Genomic DNA, 20158 nt, shown 5'->3' on the forward strand with positions numbered 1-20158 from the left:
GCAACGACTACTGGAAGAGACTTTCATGCGTGCCGTCACTGTCCGGGACCGCGAGGCCGACGACTACGGGCTGTCCTTGACCGAGCTGCCCTACCCCCACGCCGCCGAGAACGACGTCATCGTGCAGGTCCATGCCGCCGGCTTCGTCCGAGACGAGCCGGCCTGGCCCGGGACCTGGACGGACCGCGCCGGCCGCGACCGTACGCCAAGCGTCCTCGGTCACGAGCTGTCCGGTGTGGTTGTCGAGCTCGGCTACGGCACCACCGGTCTTTCGGTCGGCCAGCGAGTGTTCGGGCTGACCGACTGGGCCCGCAACGGTTCGCTCGCCGAGTACACCGCCGTGGAGGCCCGCAACCTGGCTCCGCTGCCCGCTGACGTCGACCACCTCACCGCGGCGGCCCTGCCAATGCCCGGTCTGACAGCCTGGCAAGCGCTGTTCGACCACGCTCGCCTTCAAGCAGGCCAATCCGTCCTCGTCCACGGCGTCGGCGGCTCCGTCGGCTCCGTCGCGGTACAACTGGCGCGCGAGACCGGAGCCCACATCATCGGCACCGGCCGGGCCTCCGACCGGGACCTCGCTGACACCCTGGGCGTCCACGAGTTCCTCGACCTGGACGGCGACCGCCTCGAGGACGCCGGTGAGGTCGACGTAGTGCTCGACGTGATCGGCGGCGCGATCCGCGACCGCTCCACCGCGCTGGTACGCCCCGGCGGCACCCTCGTCACTGTCGCCGACCCGCCGACAGTCCAACCCCGCGACGGCCGGGCGATCTTCTTCGTTGTCGAGCCCAACCGCGAACAAGCGGCGCTGCTGGCGGGTCGCCTCCGCGATGGACGGCTCACACCCCTCGTCACGGCCGTCCGCGAGCTGTCCGACTTCCCCGCCACCTTCGCAGAGCGCACCCGCGGCAGGACCATCATCAAGGTGAGATGACCTGGTTGGCCGGGCGCGTGGGATTCGATCTCCACGCAAACCAGTCGCCAAGGGCTGGAGCCCGCCCTAGGTTGTAGAGGTGGCTCTACGACTTGAAGCAGTGGTCTTCGACGTGGCCGACGCGACCGCGGTGGCGGCCTTTTGGGCTGGGCTGCTCGATCGAGAAGTGCTCACGGAGCCCGGCGGTGCGTTGGTACCAGGTGACGAGGCGCAGGTCGGGCTCCGCTTCGTCACCTCCGACACCTCGCAGCTCGGCCCGCGACAGCTGCATCTGCACCTGACCAGCACCAGCCTTGAACACCAGCAGCGAACCGTCGAGAAGGCGCTGCGCCTGGGCGGCCGCCACCTCGACGTGGGCCAAGCACCCGACGACAAGTTTGTTGTACTGGCCGACCCTGGCGGTAACGAGCTGTGTGTGATCGAGCCGGGCAACAAGTATCTGGCCGGCACCGGCTCCCTCGGCGAGGTCACTTGTGACGGATCACCGGACGTCGGCCGGTTCTGGCGCGACGCGCTGGACTGGCCGCTGGTGTTGGACGAGAACGGGCAGACCGCGGTTCAGTCGCCGCTCGGCGGTACCAAGATCTCCTGGGACTCGTGGGACGAACCGCCGGTCCAGCCCAAAACAGCAAGGAACCGGCAGCGCTTCGACCTGGTCACCGCGGACCCCGCCAGCGAGGCGGAACGACTGCTCTCACTCGGTGCGACCCGTCTCGCCGACCGGGCTGACCGCATCGAGATGGCCGACCCGGACAGGAACGAATTCGGCCTCCACCCAGCCTGAGTCTCAACGCACCGACGCTCCAGTTCGCGCGCCCGTCAGGCTCCTCGTCGCCGGCCGGCCGGAAGCGGCGCGAGACGTCGCCCAAGACCTGATCGGCACCCGCAAGCTGCCCACCTGTGGGGCGGCCCCTGAGGACATTGGGGGGTGAGAATGCCTCAGGGGCCAACCCACCTCCTTGGTACCCACCCGGTATGCGCTGTCAGCGCATACCGGTCAGACGGACAGGGCGTGCTGGAGCCGGGTCAGGATGGTGCGGAGAAGGCGGGAGACCTGCATCTGGCTGACGCCGATCTCGACGCCGATCTCGGTCTGGGTGCGATGGTCGACGAACCGGCGGTGCAGGATCAGCTTGTCGCGGTCCGGGAGGTCGTCGATCGCGGGGAGTAGTGAGTGGACCTGGTTGACCAGTTCGTAGGTGTCGGCCGGGTCGGCGACCTTCTCGCTCAGGCTCTGTCGATCGCTGTCGCGGTACGGCGGGACGTCCAGTGACGCGGGCTGGAAGCAGCCGCGGGCCTGCTCGGCTTCGTTGACGTCGGCAACGTCTACCGCGAGGGCGGTGGCGACCTCTTGCTGGGTCGGCCAGCGGTGGAGTTCTCCGGCGAGTTCGGGGGTGACAGCGTTGATCTCGGACTGGAGGTTCTGCATCCGTCGGGGCACCTTGACCGCCCAGGCGTGGTCGCGGAAGTGATGGCGGATCCCGCCCCGGATGGTCGGCACCGCGTAGGAGCGGAAGTCGGAGTCGTCGGTCGGGAGGGGGGAGGTGGTCGGCATCGGGGGGCGTCCTGCCTTCGAGCCCGGCGAAACGCGGCAATGGGTTCTACCTCGCCGGGACACGTTGCGGGTACCCGCTGTCAGCATTCGCACACAGCCGCCGACAACGTGGAAGGAAGATGGGTGGCCCCGCGGCGTCCGGCCCTCACCTTCGTCGGTTCGAGCTGGGTACCGGGACCCATGAGTTACGAGAACATCGAACCGGATCCTCGCCGGGATCACCCTCCGAACACCCATGTCAGACGGTGGGGTGCCGTCTATCTGTTGCTCATCCTGTTCCTCGGTTCGTGGCTCGGGCAGTTCTTCACCCAGCTGAGTGAGTTCAAGAGCGACCAGCAGGAGCACGGGCAGCCGTTCTCGCTGGGCGACTTCTGGCCGAACTTCTTCGCCAGCACGTTCGAGAACTGGCAGAGCGAGTGGCTGCAACTGGTCTTCCAGGCCATCCTGCTGCTCGGCGCCAAGCACTTCCTCTTCCGCGTCGAAGCCGAGGACATGGAACGCCTCGAAGCCAAAGTCGACAAGATCAGTCAGCAGTTGCGGGAGCGTCCATTGGAGCGAACCTGAACACCCACGACCGACGATGAAGCTGTACGGGCTGGTCCCGCGCGAGGTCACCGCAGGCCGCCACCATGCCGCGGCGAAGGCCTGGTCCGCGTCGAAGTCGTAGCGCTCCATCAGTAGGCCCATCGCCTGGCCGACCGGTTTCCGGGCATGAACCGCCGTGGTCACGGCGTTTCGGGCGCCACCGATCGTGGGCCCAGAGATCGTCGTTCAGGACATGGACCGATAGCGGACCCTCACGGTCCAGTCCGGCCACCGCCGCCCGGCAGTGGTATCAGTCACCAGTTGATCGCTGGACGGCCTTCGACGGATGCCGCGCGGATGATCAACCGTCGCTACCGGAGGACCGGCGGGACCCAGGCCTGGGATCGGGTCAGGAACCGTCGTCGTCACGCGCGAGGCGCTCGCGCCGGTCCTGTTCTCGCTTGGAGTAGGCGGCGGCGCGGATCGCCTCGTCCGACTCCAGGCCCGATCCGAGGCCACCGCCGACGGTTGCGGCCGACGCGACGAACCAGGCCAGGACGAACAGGTCGCCGTGGCCGATCGGGACGTCGACGTAGCCGCCCATCACACCGGGGTCGAGGACGAAGTACGCCCATGCCAGGTTCACGACGTACAGGGCGGCATAACAGATGACTACGCCGACCGTCAGGGTCAGCAGGGTCGAGGCGTTGTAGAGGCGCGATCTCTCCTTGGCCTGCGCGGAGTCGTCGTCGGGACGGTCCCACAGTTCGCCGTCGATCACCAGCCATCCGACGACGAGTGCTATCGAGGCGACGCTCGCGACGACCAGACGCCACCACGGCATCGAACCCGCGAGTAGCCAGACCGTGGAGTTGACGGTGGCCACGGCCCCGGTGGCCAGCGCCGCCACGAGCGCGGACTCAGACCGGGGACCAGGAGCCACGGACGGTTGGCGAGCACCATCCCCAGGAGCAGCCGCCAGCGGCCCCGCAGACGCGGCAGGGCGACGCGGCGCTCCCCATCGGTTCCCGGGTCGGTCATCCCGTTGACCAGTGAGCGGACTGCCCTGCGGGCGCGGGCATGCATCCGGAGCCCGCCCAGTGCCGGCAGCGACAGCACCGCGGTTCGTTGTTGTGGATCGGTTTCCACGAGCAGATGCCGGCCCTCGCGGTCGTGGAGTGGGAGTTCGGTCAGGCCGACCACGAGGTCCCAGTGCTGTTCGCGGGCTTGGTCCTGCAGCCGGCCCACCGCGGTCTCGACATCCTCGGAGCCGGTGGTGAACGGCTCACTCACCACGGCGATGTCCCAGTTGTCCTTGCCGTCGAGCGGTCGCAGGTCGGTCATTCTCCGAGCGACCTCGGTCGGAGCGGCCGGATCTGCCACAAGCCCAACACGGATGGCGTTCACAGGTGTCGGGTACCCACCGCGGCCGCAACGTACCAGCCGCTCTCACCGTCCGGTGCATCGGAGGGCACCGACCTGGACGCTTGTGCCTAGTGAGGTCGGGGCGTGCGCCGGGTGCTTCGCTGATGGGTTGGGACCACCCGCAAACACCCCAAATGGCAACACCCGAACCCACAAATCGTGGGTTCGGGTGTTGCCTATGTCTTGAGACATACAAGGCGCGCCAGGCAGTGTTGTGGTTCAGGACATAGGCGACAGATGTCTCAAGACATAGGCGACACGTGTCTCGGGTGATCGGCGACAGGTGTGGTGGGCTGGATGCTCGGGCATGTCGAAGGCTCGGTTGGTCATCACCGCCTTGTTCGTGGAGGGTCAGACCGCGGCCGATGTCGCCGCGAGGTACGGGGTGCATCGGGCCTGGGTCTACAAGCTGAAGGCCAGGTATCTGGCCGAGGGCGAGGCGGCGTTCGTGCCGCGGTCACGGCGTCCGAAGACGTCGCCGCGGGCCACGCCGGCGGCGACGGTGGAGCTGGTACTCGCGCTGCGCAAACAGCTGGCCGAGCAGGGGCTGGATGCGGGCGCGGACACGATCGGCTGGCATCTTGAGCACCACCACGCCACCGCGCTGTCGCGGGCCACGATCCACCGCATCCTGACCCGCGCGGGCGCCGTCGTACCGGACCCGGGCAAGCGGCCGAGGTCGTCGTACCTGCGGTTCGCCGCCGACCAGCCCAACGAGTGCTGGCAGTCCGACTTCACCCACTACCGCCTCACCCGCCCCGACGATTCCCCCGGGCCCGACGTGGAGGTCATCAGCTGGCTCGACGACCACTCCCGCTACGCCCTGTCAGTCACCGCGCATCCGCGGATCACCGGCCAGATCGTGCTGAGCAGCTTCCGCGAAACCGTTGCGCAGTACGGGATCCCGGCCTCGACACTGACCGACAACGGCATGGTCTACACCACCCGCCTGTCCGGCGGGAAAGGCGGCCGCAACGGCCTCGAGACCGAACTCCGCCGCCTGAACATCACCCAGAAGAACTCCCGCCCGAACCACCCGACCACCTGCGGGAAAGTGGAGCGGTTCCAGCAGACCCTGAAGAAGTGGCTGCGCGCCCAACCCGACCAGCCCACCACCGTCGCCGAACTTCAAGTGCTGCTCGACGCCTTCGTCCAGGCCTACAACCAGCGCAGGCCGCACCGGTCCCTGCCGCATCGAGCCACCCCGGCGACCGCCTATCACGCCCGGCCGAAAGCAACCCCGAGCATCGACCGGACCGGCGAGGTCCACTACCGGGTCCGCACCGACCGGGTCGACCACACCGGCGTGGTCACCCTGCGCCTGAACGGCCGGCTCCACCACATAGGCATCGGGCGAACCCACGCCCGAACCCACGTCCTCCTGCTCGTCCAAGACCTCGACATCCGCGTCGTCGACGCCGCCACCGGCGAACTGCTGCGCGAACTCACCCTCGACCCCACCCGCGACTACCAACCCACCGGCAAGCCACCCGGACCGACCCCAAAACACCCCAAACAGACCAACAGCCGAACCCACGAATCGTAGGTTCGGCTGTCGCCTATGTCTTGAGACATCACAAGGCGCGCCAGGCAGGATTCGAACCTGCGACCAACGGATTAGAAGTCCGACGCTCTATCCAGCTGAGCTACTGGCGCCTGGGCCTCGACGGCCCGGGGAAGAGTGTCTCAGATCGTGGGGGGACTACGCGCGCGGGTTACCGGTCGTGTGCGCAGAGATCGGGACAACGGGTGGAGGATCGTCCAGGGAATCGGCGGGACGGTGGTGATCTGTCCATCGTCCGGGGGCGGCCTCGGCTGGTTGAGTCGAGGCATGTCGATCGTTGCAGAGGACAGGGTGATGGTTCCCGCTCGGAGTGGGCGGGCCGTTCGGTTGCCGGCGGGGGACCGGATCCGGGTGGTGGACCTGGCCGGTGGGCAGGTCGGCGACCTGTTCGCCTTCGCGGACCCGACGTCAGGCCAAACAGAGCTGACCGAGTACCTCAGTGCCGCGCATACGCGAGCGCAGACCGAGCGGGTGTTTCCCGCGGTCGGGGACGACCTGGTGACCGATCAGCGCCGGCCGATCCTGACCCTGGTCGCGGACGGTTCGCCTGGTCGGCACGACATGCTGATCGCGGCCTGTGACGCCACGCGGTACGCCGGGCTCGGGGTACCGGGGCATCCGTCCTGCGCGCAGAACCTGGCCGACGCGCTCGCCGACCTCGGGTTGAGCGCGGCCGTCGTCCCGCAGCCGGTGAACGTGTTCATGAACGTTCCGGTGGATCCGGACGGCGGACTGAGCTGGTTGCCCGCGCCAACGGATCCGGGTGACTCGATCACGTTCGAGGCCGCGATCGACTGTGTCGTCGTGGTGTCCGCGTGCCCGCAGGACCTGACCGGGATCAACGGCGACGGCCCGACCGACCTCGCGCTCGACCTCCTCCGCAGCCACTAGTACAAGGGAGTACCTATGACCGACCGCCCCAGCCTCCGCCCGACCCGCCTCGGCCACCTGGAACTCGCGAACCGCCTGGCCGTGGCCCCGATGACGCGGGTCTCGGCCGCGGAGTACGGCGTGCCGACCGAGGAGATGGCCGACTACTACACCGAGTTCGCGGCCGGTGGGTTCGGCCTCGTGATCACCGAGGGGACGTACCCGGACACCGCGTTCAGCCAGGGGTACCGCAACCAGCCCGGCCTCGCCACCGAGGCGCACGTGGACGGGTGGCGGCGGGTGACGTCGCGGGTCCACGCCGCCGGCAGCCCGATCATCGCCCAGCTGATGCACGCGGGCGCGTTGTCGCAGGGCAGCGCGTACGGCGAGGAGCGGGTCGCGCCGTCGGCCGTCCAGCCGATCGGCGAGATGATGCCCGAGTACGGCGGCCGCGGACCGTGGACCTCTCCCCGCGAACTCACCACGGCCGAGATCGATCAGGTCATCGCGAACTTCGTCCAGGCGGCTCACCACGCCAAAGCGGCCGGCTTCGACGGGGTCGAGCTGCACGGCGCGAACGGGTACCTGCTCGACCAGTTCCTCACCGTGTACACGAACCAGCGCGTCGATCGGTACGGCGGGACCGTGGCGAACCGGATCCGCTTCACCGCCGAGATCGCGGCGGCCGTGAAGGCGGCGGACCTCGGCGACTTCGTCCTCGGGGTCCGGCTGTCGCAGACGAAGGTGAACGACTTCGAGTACCGCTGGCCCGGCGGCGCCGAGGACGGTGAGGTCATCTTCGAGCGGCTCGCGGAGACCGGGATCGACTACCTGCACATCGCCAGCGAGGGGCGGAACTGGATCGACACGGCAAGGCTCGACGGCACCGAGACGATCACCGGCCTGGCTCGCCGCGTCACCGGGCTCCCGGTGATCGCGAACGGCGGGATGCACGTCCTCGATCAGGCCGAGCAGGTGCTCGCCGACGGTCACGCGGACCTGCTCTCGATCGCTCGCGGCGCACTCACGAACTCCGACCTGCCGCGCCGGTGGGCCAAGCAGGTGGAGACGGACCGGTTCGACCACGCGATGCTGCACCCGAAGGCGACACTGGCGAACGTGCGGCAATGGCGGCAGGATCGGTCGGCATGACCGGTGCGTGGCACGACGACGGATCCGCGGTCGTCACCCTGACCTTCGACGTGGACGCCGAGACGCCGATCCTCGCGGCCGGCGCCCGGTACGCCGATCACCTGATGACGATGTCGCACCAGGCGTACGGCCCGGACGTCGGCGTTCCGCGCATCCTCGAACTGCTCGACGACCTCGGCGTCCCGGCCACGTTCTTCGTCCCGGGCTGGGTCGCCGAACGCCGGCCCGCGATGGTGGCCGCGATCGCCGAGCACGGCCACGAGATCGCGCACCACACGTACAGCCATCGCGCTCCCACGTCGCTGCACCCGGACGAGGAGCGCGCCGACTTCGAACGTGGGCTCGCTGTGTTCGCGGACCAGGGCATCGAGATCGTCGGGTACCGGGCGGCGCAGTGGGAGGCGGCGCGGTCGACGTTCGGGCTGCTGCGCGACCACGGTCTGCGGTACGACTCCTCGTTGATGGGTGACGACCGGCCGTACGCGCTGGACCTCGGCGACGGGGTCCGGATCGCGGAGTTGCCGGTGCACTGGTCGCTGGACGACTGGGAGCAGTACGCGTTCCTGCCGGAGCCGCAGATCGGGTCGGTGATCGAGTCGCCGCGCAAGGTGCTGGAGCTGTGGCGCGCCGAACTCGATGCCATGCGCAACTACCGCTGTCTGTTCAACCTCTGCCTGCACCCGTTCCTGTCCGGGCGGCCGAGTCGGCTGGCGGCGGTCCGGGAGCTGATCGAGTACGGCCTCGGTCTCGGGGACGTACGGTTCCGGCGGTGCCGTGACGTGGCCGAAGCCGCGCTCGCCGATCCGGACGTACCGACCCGGGGGCTGCCGGACGTCACCGTGGACCGGGCCGTCTATCCGGACTGACGGTCAGCGCATCGCGTCCGCTTCGAGGGCGAGGAAGAGCTCGACCCGGTCCTCGGTCCGGGTGACGTCACGGCCGGACAGCTCGGCGATCTTGGTGAGCCTGTTCCGCAACGTGTTCACGTGGACGTACAGCTGCGTCGCGGTGGTACCGAACTGCCCGTCGTTCGCCAGGAACACCCGCAGGGTCCGCTCGAGCTCCCCGGCGTGCTTCCGGTCGTACTCGCGTAGCGGGGTCAGCACGGTGTCCGCGAACCCACCGAGCGTCTCCTGGTCCTGCAGCCCGAGCAGCAGCCGGTGCGTACCGAGCTCGGCGAACGCGGCCACGGACTGGTCGCTGCGCCGGCGAAGTAGCCGACACGCTTCTCGCGCCTGGACCAGGGGGCGTCGCAGCTCGGCAGCAGAGGACGCGAGCTCGCCGAGACCGGCCACGGGGCGCTGATCGGGGAAGCGGCGCCGTACTGCGTCACACAGCTCCGCGGCGAGTACGGCGAGTTCTGCGGCCGCCCGGCGCCAGGGGAGTACCGCGACGACGTCCTGGCTGCCCGCAGCGACCACGGCGGCGATCCCGTGGCCGAGGAAGAAGTCGGTCACCGTGTCCGCGATGCCGGGCAGCGGCTCCCCGGCGGCGAACGCGAGCGCGCAGACCGCGAGCGGCGCCGACGGATCCACCCCGAACGAGCGCAGCCGGTCGGGGACCTCGGCCGCCCGCTGCGCACCGGACAGGATCATGTCCAGGAGTTCGCTCGCGTACCGCTGCTCGATCGCATGCACGGCCTGCTGCTTGGCCACCTCCAGGCTGAGGAAGCGCGCGGTCTGTTCGAGCGCGTCCTGCTCGGCCCGCGACAGCCCGGCGACCGGGCGCAGGCAGAGCAGCGCCGCGTCGATGTCGCTCACCGCGCTGACCAGGAAGATCGTGGCCGTGGTGCCGTCACCCAGGTCCAGCTCGAGCGGAGGAGGCCGACGGGCCAGCGCCCCGGCGACGGTCCGGAGCTGCTCGGGAGTCAGCTCCGCGTCCGCCGCGGCGAGCGACCGCCCCATCCGGTCCACCACCACGAGCGGTAGCCGGTGCTCGCGCCGGAGCACGGACAGTACACCGGTGGCTCCCGCGCCGTGCGAGATCGCGGAGGCCAGCGCGTTGCCCCGGCGGACCAGACCGACGAGCGCATCCTGGCGCTGCTCGGTGTAGATGTCCGCCGCGGCCTCGGTCACCGCGCTGAACGGAACCTTGATCGAGATCTCGACCAGCGGCAACCCGGCCCGCTCACAAGCGCTGATCAGGTCGTCCGGGGTCCGCGGGGTCTCCTTGCGCAGCCCGAAGATCAGCCCGGCCGCCCCGGCCGTCAACAGGTGGCCGACGAACGACTCCGCGGTCGTCTCGTGCAGCCAGAGCCCGTTGGTGAGCACGATCTCGCCTGCCCGGACGTAGCGGGAGGGATCGGGCAGCTCGGTGTTGTGCAGCCACAAGGCCGGCTGGTCGAGCGATCCTGGTGGTCCCGGCACCAGCGGACGTAGTTCGAGGGCCGGGTCCTGCAGGAGGGTCTGCAGGGTGAGCATGGTGTGAACATATCCAGTCGATCGGGCCGATCGCTAGAGGATCGCCTACTGCGCCGCCCCCGGCGCCGGCTGCTTACTGGGAGGCAACTCACCCCTGCGGAGGCAGTCATGACCACCAGTACCGACCCGACCGAGGCCGTCCGGTTCGATGCCCACGGCATTCGGCCGATCCCACCCGCCGGCCGGGACTCGACGCCGTGGGAGCAGTTCTGGATCTGGACCGGCGCCAACCTGGCCCCGATCAACTGGGTTCTCGGCGCGCTCGGTGTCACGCTCGGGCTCAGCCTGCTGGAGACGCTCGTGGTGGTTGTCGCGGGCAACGTCGTCGGCTGCGCGGTGTTCGGGATCTTCAACGTCGTCGGCCACCGCACCGGCGTCAACCAGATGGTGCTCGGCCGGTCCGCGTTCGGCCGCCGCGGCGCAGTCCTGCCCGGCGTCGTCCAGGGCCTGCTGACGATGGCCTGGGTCGGCGTGAACACCTGGGTCGTGCTCGACCTGGCGCTCGCGGTCCTCGGCCGGCTCGGCGTCCACGGCGGCCTCGGGCTGAAGGCGGTCGTCGCGGCGTTGATCATGGTCGTCCAGCTGGTACTCGCGCTGTACGGGTTCTACGCGATCCGCACCTTCGAGAAGTACACCGTGCCGCTGACCGTGGTCGTGATGGCGGTGATGACAGTGATCGCGCTGAGCCGGACCGAGCTGCACTGGACGGCGTCGACCGCGACCAGCCCGGCCGAGAAGGTCACCGCGATCACCCAGTTGCTGACCGCGATCGGCATCGGCTGGGGCATCTCCTGGGTGCCGTACTCCGCGGACTACAGCCGGTTCGTCAAGGCGGGCGTGCCGGACCGCCACGTCTTCTGGTCGACCGCGCTGGGCATGTTCGTCCCGACGGTGTGGCTGGCCGGACTCGGCGCCTGCCTGGCCAGCGCCGGTGGTGGCAGCGATCCGTCCACGTTGGTGATCGGTGCCTTCGGCATCATGGCGCTGCCGGTACTGGTCCTGGTCATGCACGGGCCGATCGCCACCAACATCCTCAACCTGTACTCCTGCTCGCTCGCGGCGCTCTCCATCGGCGTCCGGGCCGGCCGCTGGAAGGTCACCCTGGTCGCGGGCGTGATCGCCTCGGTGGTGCTGGCGGTCTTCGTCCAGGCCGACAACTTCGCGCACGCCTTCGACCAGTGGATGGTGTCGATCCTGGTCTGGATCAGCCCGTGGGCCGGCGTCGTCCTGGTCGACTACTTCATCGTCCACCGCGGCCGGATCGACCTGACCTCGCTGTACGACGAGGCGCGGGGCCGGGCCGTCAACGCTCCCGCCCTGGTCAGCCTCGGTGCGGGACTGGTCGCCGCGTGGGCGTGGCAGTACGGACTCGTGCCCGCGATGCAGGGCCCGCTGGCGAAGGCGCTGAACAACACCGACTTCTCCTGGCTGTCCGGTGCTGTCGTCGCAGGCGGCCTGTACTGCGCGCTCAGCCGGGCGCGGATCGTGGCGCGCGAGACGGTGGTACCGGCGACGAGCCTGGAGCCGCAGTGATCAGCGTGCTCGCGACCGGTGGGACCATCGCGTCCCGCCGGACCGCCCCGGGTGCGGCGGTCCGCGTCGGCCTCGCCGGGCGACACCTGGTCGAGCAGGCAGGGCTGGCCGCGGACGTCCGGGTGAAGGACGTCCTCTGCAAGCACAGCTTCGCCCTGACCCTGTCCGACCTGCTGACGCTCGCAGCTTCCGTCCTCGCCGAGCTGAGCTCATCCGCTGTGAGAGGCGTCGTGGTCACGCACGGCACCGACACGATGGAGGAGACGGCGTACCTGCTCGACCTGCTCCTGCCCGCGGACGCGACCGTGGTGCTGACCGGTGCACAACGACATGCCGGTGAGCCGGACGGCGACGGCCCACGCAACCTGGCCGACGCCGTGCGGGTGGCCGCGAGCGGTGAGGGGCTGGGGGCCGTCGTGGTGATGGCGGGGCAGATCCACGCTGCTCGACAGGTCCGCAAGGCCCACACGCTGGCGCCGACCGGGTTCATCTCCGCGGACTGCGGCCCGGTCGGCGCCGTGGACGACAGGGGAGTACGAGTCTGGAGTCGCCCGATCCGGCCCGGCGGCTTCCACCTCGCCGAGCTGAGTGCCGGACTGGCCCGCGTTGACATCGCGACGCTCTACCTGGGCGCGGACGCCACGCAGTTGAAGGCGTCCAGTGCGGCAGGGGCCCGGGGCATCGTTCTCGAGGCGCTGGGCGCGGGCAACCCGACACCGCAGGTGCTGGACGCGGTCACGAAGCTGGAGGCCGACGGCATTCCCGTGGTGGTGACCTCCCGGTGCGGCAGCGGCCCGGTGGTACCGATCTACGGCGCCGGAGGCGGTGCGGACCTGGCCCGGGCCGGTGCGACCTTTGCGGGTCGGCTCGGTACCGCGCAGGCCCGTCTCCTGCTCGCCGCATCGCTCGCTGCCGAGGCGGATCCCGACGCTGCGGTGGGCCGTTTCCGCTCGATCGCGGAGTGACAGCGGATGGGCGCGGCAGTGGGGGCACCGGGGTGCGGCCGGGCGCCCGCAGTACGGCGGCCGGAGGGTGCGAATAAGTTGCGGATAAGTACAGCCCTGTCGTTCCATCCCGGTAACGCTGAGTGGGCGGTCCTGCCGTGGCTGGGGCTCGGCAACTAGGCTGCGGGCATGAGTTACCCCTCACCAGGCCCAGCCGGGACGCCGCAACCGGTGGCGAGCGGCTCGGCCGGCCCGCCCGGCGCCCCCTACCCGCAGCCGAACGAGCTCGGCAAGCACCCGGTCCCCGGGCAGCGGCGGAACCAGGGGGTGCTGATCGGGGTCGCGATCGCGGTGGTGTTCGCGATCGCCGGTCTGCTGATCTTCGGGATCGTGGCCCGCTCGACCGGGTCGAGCGGCTTCGCGTGGGGACTCGGGTTCGCGATCGTACCGGTCGTCCCGGTGATCGCCCTCTACCTGTGGCTGGACCGGTACGAACCGGAGCCGGCCAGATACATCCTGTTCGCCCTCGGTTGGGGCGCGTTCATCGCGACGCTGGTGGCGATCTTCATCAACACCGAGGCGGCGAACCTGCTGCGGGAGTCGCAGGGCGGCGGCAGCCGGGCGGCGGTGTTCGTGGCGCCGCCGGTCGAGGAGTTCGCCAAGGGTGCGGTGATCCTGCTGCTCGCGCTGATCCGGCGCAAGGAGTTCGACGGCATCATCGACGGTCTGGTCTACGCCGGCATGGTCGGTGTCGGCTTCGCCTTCACCGAGAACATCCTCTACATCGGCCGCATCTTCAACGAGATGTCCGAGGAGGGCGGCAGCGAAGCGGGTCTGCGCGGCGCCTTCCTGCTGTTCGTGATCCGCTGTGTGATCTCGCCGTTCGCGCATCCGCTCTTCACCTCGTTCACGGCGATCGGGATCGGCATCGCGGTCCGGCACCGCAGTACCGCGGTCCGCTTCCTCGCGCCGCTGGTCGGGTACCTCGTCGCGGTGCTCGCGCACGGACTCTGGAACGGCGGTGCGAGCTGGGCCGGTGGCGGCGGCTTCATCACCGTGTACCTGTTCCTGATGGTGCCGATCTTCATCGCGATGGTGGTCTTCGCGGTCGTGATGCGCTCCCGCGAGGGACAGATGATCGCCTCCCGGCTGTACGACTACGTCCGGTTCGGCTGGCTGGTTCCCCAGGACGTACCGCTGATCGCGACGCTGCGCGGGCGCAAGGCGCTGCGGCAGAACGCGAAGCGGTACGGCGTCCAGGCGGAGACCGCGGCGAAGGCGTTCCAGGCCACCGCGACCGAACTGGCCTACCTGCGCGACAAGATCGTCCGCCAGGTGATCGGCGCCGAGGCGCTGGACACCGAGAAGAAGCTGCTGGACGAACTCCGCGCCCGGCGCCCCAGCGTCCCGTTCCCGCCGCTGCCGGCGTTCGCCCAGGCGGCCCCGCAGTTCGCGGCCGGTCCCGGCGCGCCGGGCCAGATTCCTGGGCCACCCCCGTACGGTGGGCCGGGCGGACCGCAGTACCCGGGTCCGGTCGGACCAGGTGGTCCGAGTGGTCCAGGCGTTCCGGTCGGTCCCGGTGGTCCGGGTGGACCTCCGGCGGGGCAGCCTGGTCCGCAGCCGGTCGCGCCGGGTGGACCGCAGGGCGGGTATCCGCAGGGTGGTTATCCGGGGCCCCAGCCGGGGTATCCGTCGGGGCAACCCGGCGCTCCGGGCGGCCCGGCCGGTTACCCACCAGGACCCGGCGGACCGCAAGGACCGCCGGGAGGATACGGTCCGTATCCTCCGTCGCAGTAACCGACCCCCGTCCACGCCGCCACACGGGATGAAGATGACTTTGCTTCTGCGCTGTCCGACCGGGCACTCTGTGCTCGTGGGCGGAAGCCGTGGCTGACACCAGGTCAGCAGCCGGTGAGGGTTCGGAGCGCTCGGATGAGCCGCAGGTTCCGGACCGGAGTCGGCCTGCCCAGGAGCAGGCGTCGGTGATCACCGATTCAGGGGCCAAGGGCAAAGGTTTCTGGCGCCGCCGCCGCAAGTCCAAGACCCCCGAACCCGCACCCGCCGAGCCGGCCCCACCGCCGACCCCGGCCGAGCCCAAGGCACCCGAGGCGGACGCTGAGGCGAAGCCTGCTGAGGCGGCCGCTCCCGAGACGGCGGCTGAGGCGACTTCCGCTGGATCGGCCGCGGGTGGATCGACCCCGGCTGGATCGACTTCGGCTGGATCGAGTCCGGCTGAGGAGGCCTCGGCGGAGGCGGCTGTGGCTGACGCGGGTGCCGCTGAGGTGACCGACGGTGGGCCGGGTGACGCGCCTGCGGGCGAGACGACTGCCGAGCCGAGTGCTGCTGAGGCGAGTACAGCTGAGGCGAGTGCTGGCGAGGCCGGTGCGGTGGAGAGTTCGGCGGCGAAGGCGACGGACGAGCCGAAGGCCGACGCCGCGGTCGAGCCTTCCGACGCCTCCACCGCCGTTGCTGACGAGAAGGCTGCAGCCGACGAGAAGGCGGATGCCGAACCGGCCGCGGACGAAAAGGCAGCCGAGGGCAACAAACCCGAGGACAAGCCCGCCGAGGCCAAGAAAGCCCGTCCGACCGTGGGCGTGGTCTACGAGCCCGACGACTCGGCCGACGGCTTCCCGCTGGAGTACGGCGAAATCATCATCGGCCTCCCCAAGCAGCCCGGCTCCCAGCAGATGTCGCCCAGCGCGGATTCGAGCGACGAGTACTCGGCCGAGATGGTCTCACCCACCTCGGAGTCCGCCGCAGAGGCAACTCCCGACGAGCAGCCGGAAGAGGCAGCCGCCCGCCCGGACGACGCCGCTGATACCTCCGCCGCAACCGCCGAGGAAGTACCCGCAGAGGTAGCCGCCGACGCGCCCAGTACGCACGCGGACGCTGATGAGGCCGGTACAGAGGAGGGCACCGCCGACGCGCCCAGTACGCAGGCGGATGCTGATGAGGCCGGTACAGACGAAGGCACCGTCGACGCGACTGGTGTGCAGGTAGACGACACGTCAGGGGAAGCGGACGCGTCGCCTGCAAAGGACGACGGTGCCGAAACTGCACCCGCCTCGCCTGGCGAGGCGGGCGACGCAGAGGCTGACGCTGTCGAGGCAACCGCGTCAGCCTCGTCAGCAGACGAAGCTGACCGGGCTGACGAGGCTGCGGAGGTACCTGCCTCGGCTGAGGCGGCGGAGGAAGCTCAGGCTGACGGTGAAGCGGACACGTCTGCTGAGGACGTGAAGGCAGGCGACGTCTCGAAAGGCGCGTCTGCTGGCGATGGCTCGGAGATCGCATCCGACAGCGCCTCACCTGACGCTGCCAGCGAATCCGACCAAGCCGCGGCAGAGACCAGCTCCGACGAAGGCGCGGGCGAGGCTGACTCCCACGAAGGCGACTCCGACGCAGCTGCGGTGGACGCCGACGGCAAGGCCGACACCGAACAAGACGCCGCCGAGGACACCGAGGGCGCAGACGCCGCCGCGGCCGCCAACGAAGCCGCCGACGCCGAAGACGCAGACTCCGCCGCCGAGGACGCAGGCGCCGAGGACGCAGACTCCGCCGCCGAGGACGCAGGCGCCGAGGACGCAGACTCCGCCGCCGAGGACGCAGGCGCCGAGGACGCAGACTCCGACGCCGCTGCGGCCGACTCCGTCGACGCAGGCTCCGGCAGTGCCACGTCCGACGCCGATGCCGAGGGCGCAGAGCCCGGTGCTGCTGCGGTCGAGTCCGGCGACGCCGACTCCGACGCTGCCTCGGATGCCGAGGTAGAGGGCGCGGCAGCTGCGGCTGGTGCTGCTGAGCGGGCTGTTGAGCAGCAGGCGGCGATGGCTTTGATCACGGCGCTGATGAAGCTGCGCGGTGCTTTGGCTGCCAGCCGGATGCCTTTGGATGTGGTGGGGGCCGACGAGGCTCGGCAGCAGCAGAAGGCGATGCTGGATCAGCTCGACGACTACATCCTGCCGCGCCTGGTCCAGCTCGAGGCGCCGGTGCTCGCCGTCGTCGGTGGGTCGACCGGGGCGGGCAAGTCGACGCTGGTGAACACCCTGATCGGGCACGTCGTCAGTGAGCCCGGTGTCCTCCGGCCGACCACGCGGTCGCCGGTGCTGATCCACAACCCGGCCGACGCCGAGTGGTTCGTCGGCGACCGGGTACTGCCGCAGATGGCCCGGTCGAGCGGTGACAACCCCGGCGGCATGGAGGATCCCGGTCAGCTGCGATTGGTTGCCGCGGACACCGTTCCGCGCGGACTGGCGATCCTGGACGCGCCCGACATCGACTCCGTCGTCGAGGCGAACCGCGATCTCGCCACCCAGCTGCTCGCGGCCGCCGATCTCTGGTTGTTCGTGACCACCGCCGCGCGGTACGCGGATGCCGTCCCGTGGGACTTCCTGCAGAGCGCGTCGGACCGCAGTACGGCGGTCGCGGTCGTGCTGGACCGGGCGCCGTCCGACACGATCGACGACATCACCGGGCACCTCGCGCAGATGCTGCTCGAACGCGGGCTGGGTGACTCGCCGTTGTTCAGCATCAAGGAGACCGTGGTCGACGGCAGCGGCATGTTGCCGGCCGAGACGGTTGCCTCGATCAAGGACTGGCTGATCGACCTGGCCGCCGACGTGGACGCGCGGACGGCCGTCGTCCGCCGGACGCTGCACGGCGCCGTGACCGCGATGACCAAGAAGGCGCCCGGGTTCGCCAAGGCCGTACGCGACCAGGCGGACACCGTCGCCGACCTGCGGGCGTCCGCGGAAACGGCGTACGAGCGGGCCGTCAAGGACGTGAACAAGGCGACCCAGGACGGCACCCTGCTGCGCGGCGAGGTGCTCGCGCGGTGGCAGGAGTTCGTCGGCACCGGCGAACTGCTGAAGGGCTTGCAGACGAACGTCGGCCGCCTACGGGACAAGGTCCGGTCGGCCGTGGTCGGCAAGCCGCCGCCGACGCGCGACCTCAACGACGCGGTGGAATCCGGGCTGGAGTCGTTGCTGCGCGAGCACGCGGAGGCCGCTGCCGAGCGCGCCGAGGAGTCGTGGCAGTCCACCGCACCCGGTCGCCAGTTGCTGGCCGCCGGGGACCGCGATCTCGGCCGGATGTCCAAGGAGTTCCCGCCCGCCGCCGGACGTGCGGTGCGCGAGTGGCAGGGCTATGTCCTCGACCTGGTCCGCCAGGAAGGCGCCGACAAGCGTTCCACGGCACGGATCCTCGCGTACGGCGTGAACGGGCTCGGCCTGTCGCTGATGATCGTCATCTTCGCCAGTACGGCGGGGCTGAGCGGCGCCGAGGTCGGGGTGGGCGCCGGAACGGCCGTGGTCGGGCAGAAGCTGCTGGAGGCCGTGTTCGGCGATCAGGCCGTCCGGACCCTGGTCGCGAAAGCCCGGGAGAACCTTGACGATAGGGTTCATGCCCTGATGGATGCCGAATTCGCCCGCTACCTGGCCGTGCTCGACCAGCATCCGGTCGACCCGGAAGCACCCAGGCAACTGACTGAGGCCGCCCGCGCGGTGGAGGACTGTACGTGACGGGAATCGTGGATACGGTCAAGGGCCTGGTGAGGGGCTCTTCCGATGTCCTGACCAAGATCGACGCACTGGCCGAGGCGGCGGACGCCGGGCAGGGCCGGCTGGACCAGGTGGTGCTCACCGAGGCCGGCCAGATCGTCGACCGCGCCGGGCAACGGCTGCGGATGTCCGGCGACCTGACCGTGGTCGCGCTGGCCGGCGCGACCGGCTCCGGCAAGTCGTCGCTGTTCAACGCGCTGACCGGGCTCGACCTGGCCGCGATCGGGACCCGGCGGCCGACCAGCTCGATGCCGCTGGCCTGCGTGTGGGGCGAGGAGCCGGCCGGCGAGGTACTGAACTGGCTGGGCATTCCGCGGCGGCACCAGGTGCAGCACCGCAGCTCGCTGGAGGACGCGCACTCGGAGGACCTGGACGGCCTGGTCCTGCTGGACCTGCCCGACCACGACTCCACCGAGGTGGAGCACCGGCTGATCGTGGACCGGCTGGTCGAGCTGGTGGACCTGCTGGTCTGGGTGGTCGACCCGCAGAAGTACGCGGACGCCGCGCTGCACAACCGGTACATCAAGCCGTTCGCTTCGCACTCGTCGGTGATGGTGTTCGCGCTGAACCACGTGGACAAGCTCACCGAGGAGCAGCGCAAGAGCTGCCTGAACGACCTGGACCGGCTGCTGAAGGCCGACGGGCTGAAGACCCCGACCGTGGTCGCGACCTCCGCGGTCAGCGGCGACGGGCTGGACGACCTGCGCGACCTGCTGATCAAGCGGGTCAGCAACAAGCGCGCCGCCCGCGAGCGACTGGCCGCCGACGTCGACCGGGTCGCGGACCGGCTGGCCAGCCAGTGCGGCACGGCGAAGACCCCGGAGATCGCGAAGGCCGATGTCACCGAGCTGGTGGACGCCCTCTCCGACGCGAGCGGTGTACCGGTCGTGGTCGACGCTGTCCGCCGCTCGTACCTGCAGCGTGCCCGGGCCGCGACGGGCTGGCCGGTGACCAAGTGGCTCGGCCGGTTCAAGCCGGATCCGCTGCGCCGGCTGCACCTGGACCAGGGTTCTCGCCAGCAGAGCAAGGCGTTGCGCAAGTCCGCGTCGAACGAGGTGTCGATCGCCCGTTCTTCGTTGCCCGCGGCAACTCCCGTGCAACGGGCCCGGATGGACACGGCGGTCCGGACGATCACGAACAAGGCCGCCGAGGGGCTGTCCCGGCCGTGGGCCGACTCGGTCCGCTCGGCGATCCGTCGGCGCGAGGAGACCCTGGGCGACGAGCTCGACCAAGCGGTCGCGCGGACGGACCTGGGCGCGTCGAACAACCCGGGCTGGTGGACCGCGGCCCGGGCCTTGCAGTGGCTGCTGTTCCTTGTCGCGCTCGGCGGCGCGCTGTGGCTCGGTGCGATGGCGGTGTTCGGCTATCTGCAGCTGGAGGATCCGCCGTTGCCGCGGTGGAACGGGATCCCGTACGCGACGATCATGCTGATCGGTGGCGTTCTCCTAGGAGTGGCCGTGTCGTTCGGTTGCCGGCTGCTCGCGTCGAGCGGGGCGAGCCGGCGAGCCCGGCTGGTCGCGAAGGCGCTCCGGACCGAGCTGGAGAAGGTTGCCGACAGCCACGTTGTCGCGCCGGCCCGCGAGGAACTGGACGCGTACACCCGCTGCCGCGACCAGGTGGCCATCGCCCGCCGCTGAACGACCTGACAACGCACGAACGCCGGAACCACCCTGTCTGGGGGGTT

16 protein-coding genes, 1 tRNA gene and 1 pseudogene are annotated in these 20158 nt (G+C 70.1%); 12 read left to right on the top strand and 6 right to left on the bottom strand.

The features are described from left to right. The first annotated feature begins 25 nt into the window (after positions 1-25). Positions 26-934 carry an NADP-dependent oxidoreductase gene (locus tag FB561_RS18855; protein ID WP_145808428.1) on the top strand — a complete coding sequence of 303 codons (909 nt, stop codon included), beginning with the start codon at positions 26-28 and terminating at the stop codon, positions 932-934. 79 nt (positions 935-1013) lie between these two features. Continuing rightward, complete coding sequence (locus FB561_RS18860) at positions 1014-1718, top strand: VOC family protein (RefSeq protein ID WP_145808430.1); 705 nt, start codon at positions 1014-1016, stop codon at positions 1716-1718. Positions 1719-1931: 213 nt separating this feature from the next. Here FB561_RS18860 and FB561_RS18865 read toward each other — a convergent pair whose 3' ends face one another. Beyond that, entirely contained in the window at positions 1932-2489 is a 558-nt protein-coding gene (locus FB561_RS18865; protein WP_170284708.1) for a sigma-70 family RNA polymerase sigma factor, read from the bottom strand. 180 nt (positions 2490-2669) lie between these two features. On the opposite strand from FB561_RS18865, the gene FB561_RS18870 reads away from it, so the two are divergent. Beyond that, the gene (locus FB561_RS18870) at positions 2670-3053 is read left to right on the top strand and encodes a DUF6766 family protein (RefSeq protein WP_145808434.1); all 384 of its coding nucleotides are present in this window, start codon (positions 2670-2672) and stop codon (positions 3051-3053) included. Positions 3054-3137: 84 nt separating this feature from the next. Here FB561_RS18870 and FB561_RS18875 read toward each other — a convergent pair. The 3 genes and pseudogenes from FB561_RS18875 to FB561_RS38255 all read right to left on the bottom strand — a co-directional run. Then, positions 3138-3218 (bottom strand): annotated as a pseudogene (locus FB561_RS18875) (ANTAR domain-containing protein); the annotation flags it as partial. A gap of 205 nt (positions 3219-3423) precedes the next feature. After that, the gene (locus FB561_RS38250) at positions 3424-3858 is read right to left on the bottom strand and encodes a hypothetical protein (protein ID WP_202880665.1); all 435 of its coding nucleotides are present in this window, start codon (positions 3856-3858) and stop codon (positions 3424-3426) included. Then, positions 3816-4358, bottom strand: a complete 543-nt coding sequence (locus tag FB561_RS38255) for a hypothetical protein (protein ID WP_202880666.1) — start codon at positions 4356-4358, stop codon at positions 3816-3818. The genes FB561_RS38250 and FB561_RS38255 overlap by 43 nt, the downstream gene beginning before the upstream one ends. 388 nt (positions 4359-4746) lie before the next feature. Here FB561_RS38255 and FB561_RS18885 point away from each other — a divergent pair, with 388 nt between their 5' ends. Then, positions 4747-5985, top strand: a complete 1239-nt coding sequence (locus FB561_RS18885; protein WP_145808436.1) for an IS481 family transposase — start codon at positions 4747-4749, stop codon at positions 5983-5985. Between the two features lie 36 nt (positions 5986-6021). On the opposite strand, the gene FB561_RS18890 is transcribed toward FB561_RS18885, so the two are convergent. Further along, positions 6022-6095: transfer RNA gene (locus FB561_RS18890), tRNA-Arg, on the bottom strand. Positions 6096-6270: 175 nt separating this feature from the next. On the opposite strand from FB561_RS18890, the gene FB561_RS18895 reads away from it, so the two are divergent. From FB561_RS18895 to FB561_RS18905, 3 genes are read left to right on the top strand one after another with little or no spacing between them, the layout of a single operon-like run. Then, positions 6271-6894: a DUF1989 domain-containing protein gene (locus FB561_RS18895; protein WP_145808437.1), complete on the top strand. Its 624-nt coding sequence runs from the start codon at positions 6271-6273 to the stop codon at positions 6892-6894. 15 nt (positions 6895-6909) lie between these two features. Then, the gene (locus tag FB561_RS18900; RefSeq protein ID WP_145808439.1) at positions 6910-8025 is read left to right on the top strand and encodes an oxidoreductase; all 1116 of its coding nucleotides are present in this window, start codon (positions 6910-6912) and stop codon (positions 8023-8025) included. Beyond that, positions 8022-8891, top strand: a complete 870-nt coding sequence (locus FB561_RS18905; protein ID WP_145808440.1) for a polysaccharide deacetylase family protein — start codon at positions 8022-8024, stop codon at positions 8889-8891. Before FB561_RS18900 ends, FB561_RS18905 begins: the two co-directional genes overlap by 4 nt. Before the next feature lie 3 nt (positions 8892-8894). Here the strand turns inward: FB561_RS18905 and FB561_RS18910 are convergent, their stop codons facing one another. Next, complete coding sequence (locus tag FB561_RS18910) at positions 8895-10445, bottom strand: PucR family transcriptional regulator (RefSeq protein WP_145808442.1); 1551 nt, start codon at positions 10443-10445, stop codon at positions 8895-8897. A 108-nt stretch (positions 10446-10553) separates the two neighbouring features. Between FB561_RS18910 and FB561_RS18915 the strand changes: the two genes are divergently transcribed. The 5 genes from FB561_RS18915 to FB561_RS18935 all read left to right on the top strand — a co-directional run bounded on the left by FB561_RS18915 (position 10554) and on the right by FB561_RS18935 (position 20111). Further along, positions 10554-11978: a cytosine permease gene (locus tag FB561_RS18915; RefSeq protein ID WP_145808444.1), complete on the top strand. Its 1425-nt coding sequence runs from the start codon at positions 10554-10556 to the stop codon at positions 11976-11978. Further along, positions 11975-12943 carry an asparaginase gene (locus tag FB561_RS18920; protein ID WP_170284709.1) on the top strand — a complete coding sequence of 323 codons (969 nt, stop codon included), beginning with the start codon at positions 11975-11977 and terminating at the stop codon, positions 12941-12943. The genes FB561_RS18915 and FB561_RS18920 overlap by 4 nt, the downstream gene beginning before the upstream one ends. A 168-nt stretch (positions 12944-13111) precedes the next feature. Beyond that, positions 13112-14719: a PrsW family intramembrane metalloprotease gene (locus tag FB561_RS18925; RefSeq protein ID WP_145808448.1), complete on the top strand. Its 1608-nt coding sequence runs from the start codon at positions 13112-13114 to the stop codon at positions 14717-14719. 461 nt (positions 14720-15180) lie between these two features. Further along, entirely contained in the window at positions 15181-18435 is a 3255-nt protein-coding gene (locus tag FB561_RS18930; protein WP_238334901.1) for an AAA family ATPase, read from the top strand. Positions 18436-18464: 29 nt separating this feature from the next. Further along, positions 18465-20111 (top strand): GTPase, encoded by a 1647-nt coding sequence (locus FB561_RS18935; RefSeq protein WP_238334902.1) that lies wholly within the window; start codon positions 18465-18467, stop codon positions 20109-20111. Positions 20112-20158: the final 47 nt, after the last annotated feature.

Source organism: Kribbella amoyensis (assembly GCF_007828865.1).
GTDB classification, from domain to species: Bacteria; Actinomycetota; Actinomycetes; order Propionibacteriales; family Kribbellaceae; genus Kribbella; species Kribbella amoyensis.

Bases quoted from the DNA above. Each gene is read 5' to 3' on its own strand.
- FB561_RS18895 (WP_145808437.1), top strand. From the start codon at position 6,271: ATGTCGATCGTTGCAGAGGACAGGGTGATGGTTCCCGCTCGGAGTGGG.
- FB561_RS38255 (WP_202880666.1), bottom strand. From the start codon at position 4,358: ATGACCGACCTGCGACCGCTCGACGGCAAGGACAACTGGGACATCGCC.
- FB561_RS18900 (WP_145808439.1), top strand. From the start codon at position 6,910: ATGACCGACCGCCCCAGCCTCCGCCCGACCCGCCTCGGCCACCTGGAA.
- FB561_RS38250 (WP_202880665.1), bottom strand. From the start codon at position 3,858: ATGCCGTGGTGGCGTCTGGTCGTCGCGAGCGTCGCCTCGATAGCACTC.
- FB561_RS18865 (WP_170284708.1), bottom strand. From the start codon at position 2,489: ATGCCGACCACCTCCCCCCTCCCGACCGACGACTCCGACTTCCGCTCC.
- FB561_RS18905 (WP_145808440.1), top strand. From the start codon at position 8,022: ATGACCGGTGCGTGGCACGACGACGGATCCGCGGTCGTCACCCTGACC.
- FB561_RS18910 (WP_145808442.1), bottom strand. From the start codon at position 10,445: ATGCTCACCCTGCAGACCCTCCTGCAGGACCCGGCCCTCGAACTACGT.
- FB561_RS18855 (WP_145808428.1), top strand. From the start codon at position 26: ATGCGTGCCGTCACTGTCCGGGACCGCGAGGCCGACGACTACGGGCTG.
- FB561_RS18885 (WP_145808436.1), top strand. From the start codon at position 4,747: ATGTCGAAGGCTCGGTTGGTCATCACCGCCTTGTTCGTGGAGGGTCAG.
- FB561_RS18915 (WP_145808444.1), top strand. From the start codon at position 10,554: ATGACCACCAGTACCGACCCGACCGAGGCCGTCCGGTTCGATGCCCAC.
- FB561_RS18925 (WP_145808448.1), top strand. From the start codon at position 13,112: ATGAGTTACCCCTCACCAGGCCCAGCCGGGACGCCGCAACCGGTGGCG.
- FB561_RS18870 (WP_145808434.1), top strand. From the start codon at position 2,670: ATGAGTTACGAGAACATCGAACCGGATCCTCGCCGGGATCACCCTCCG.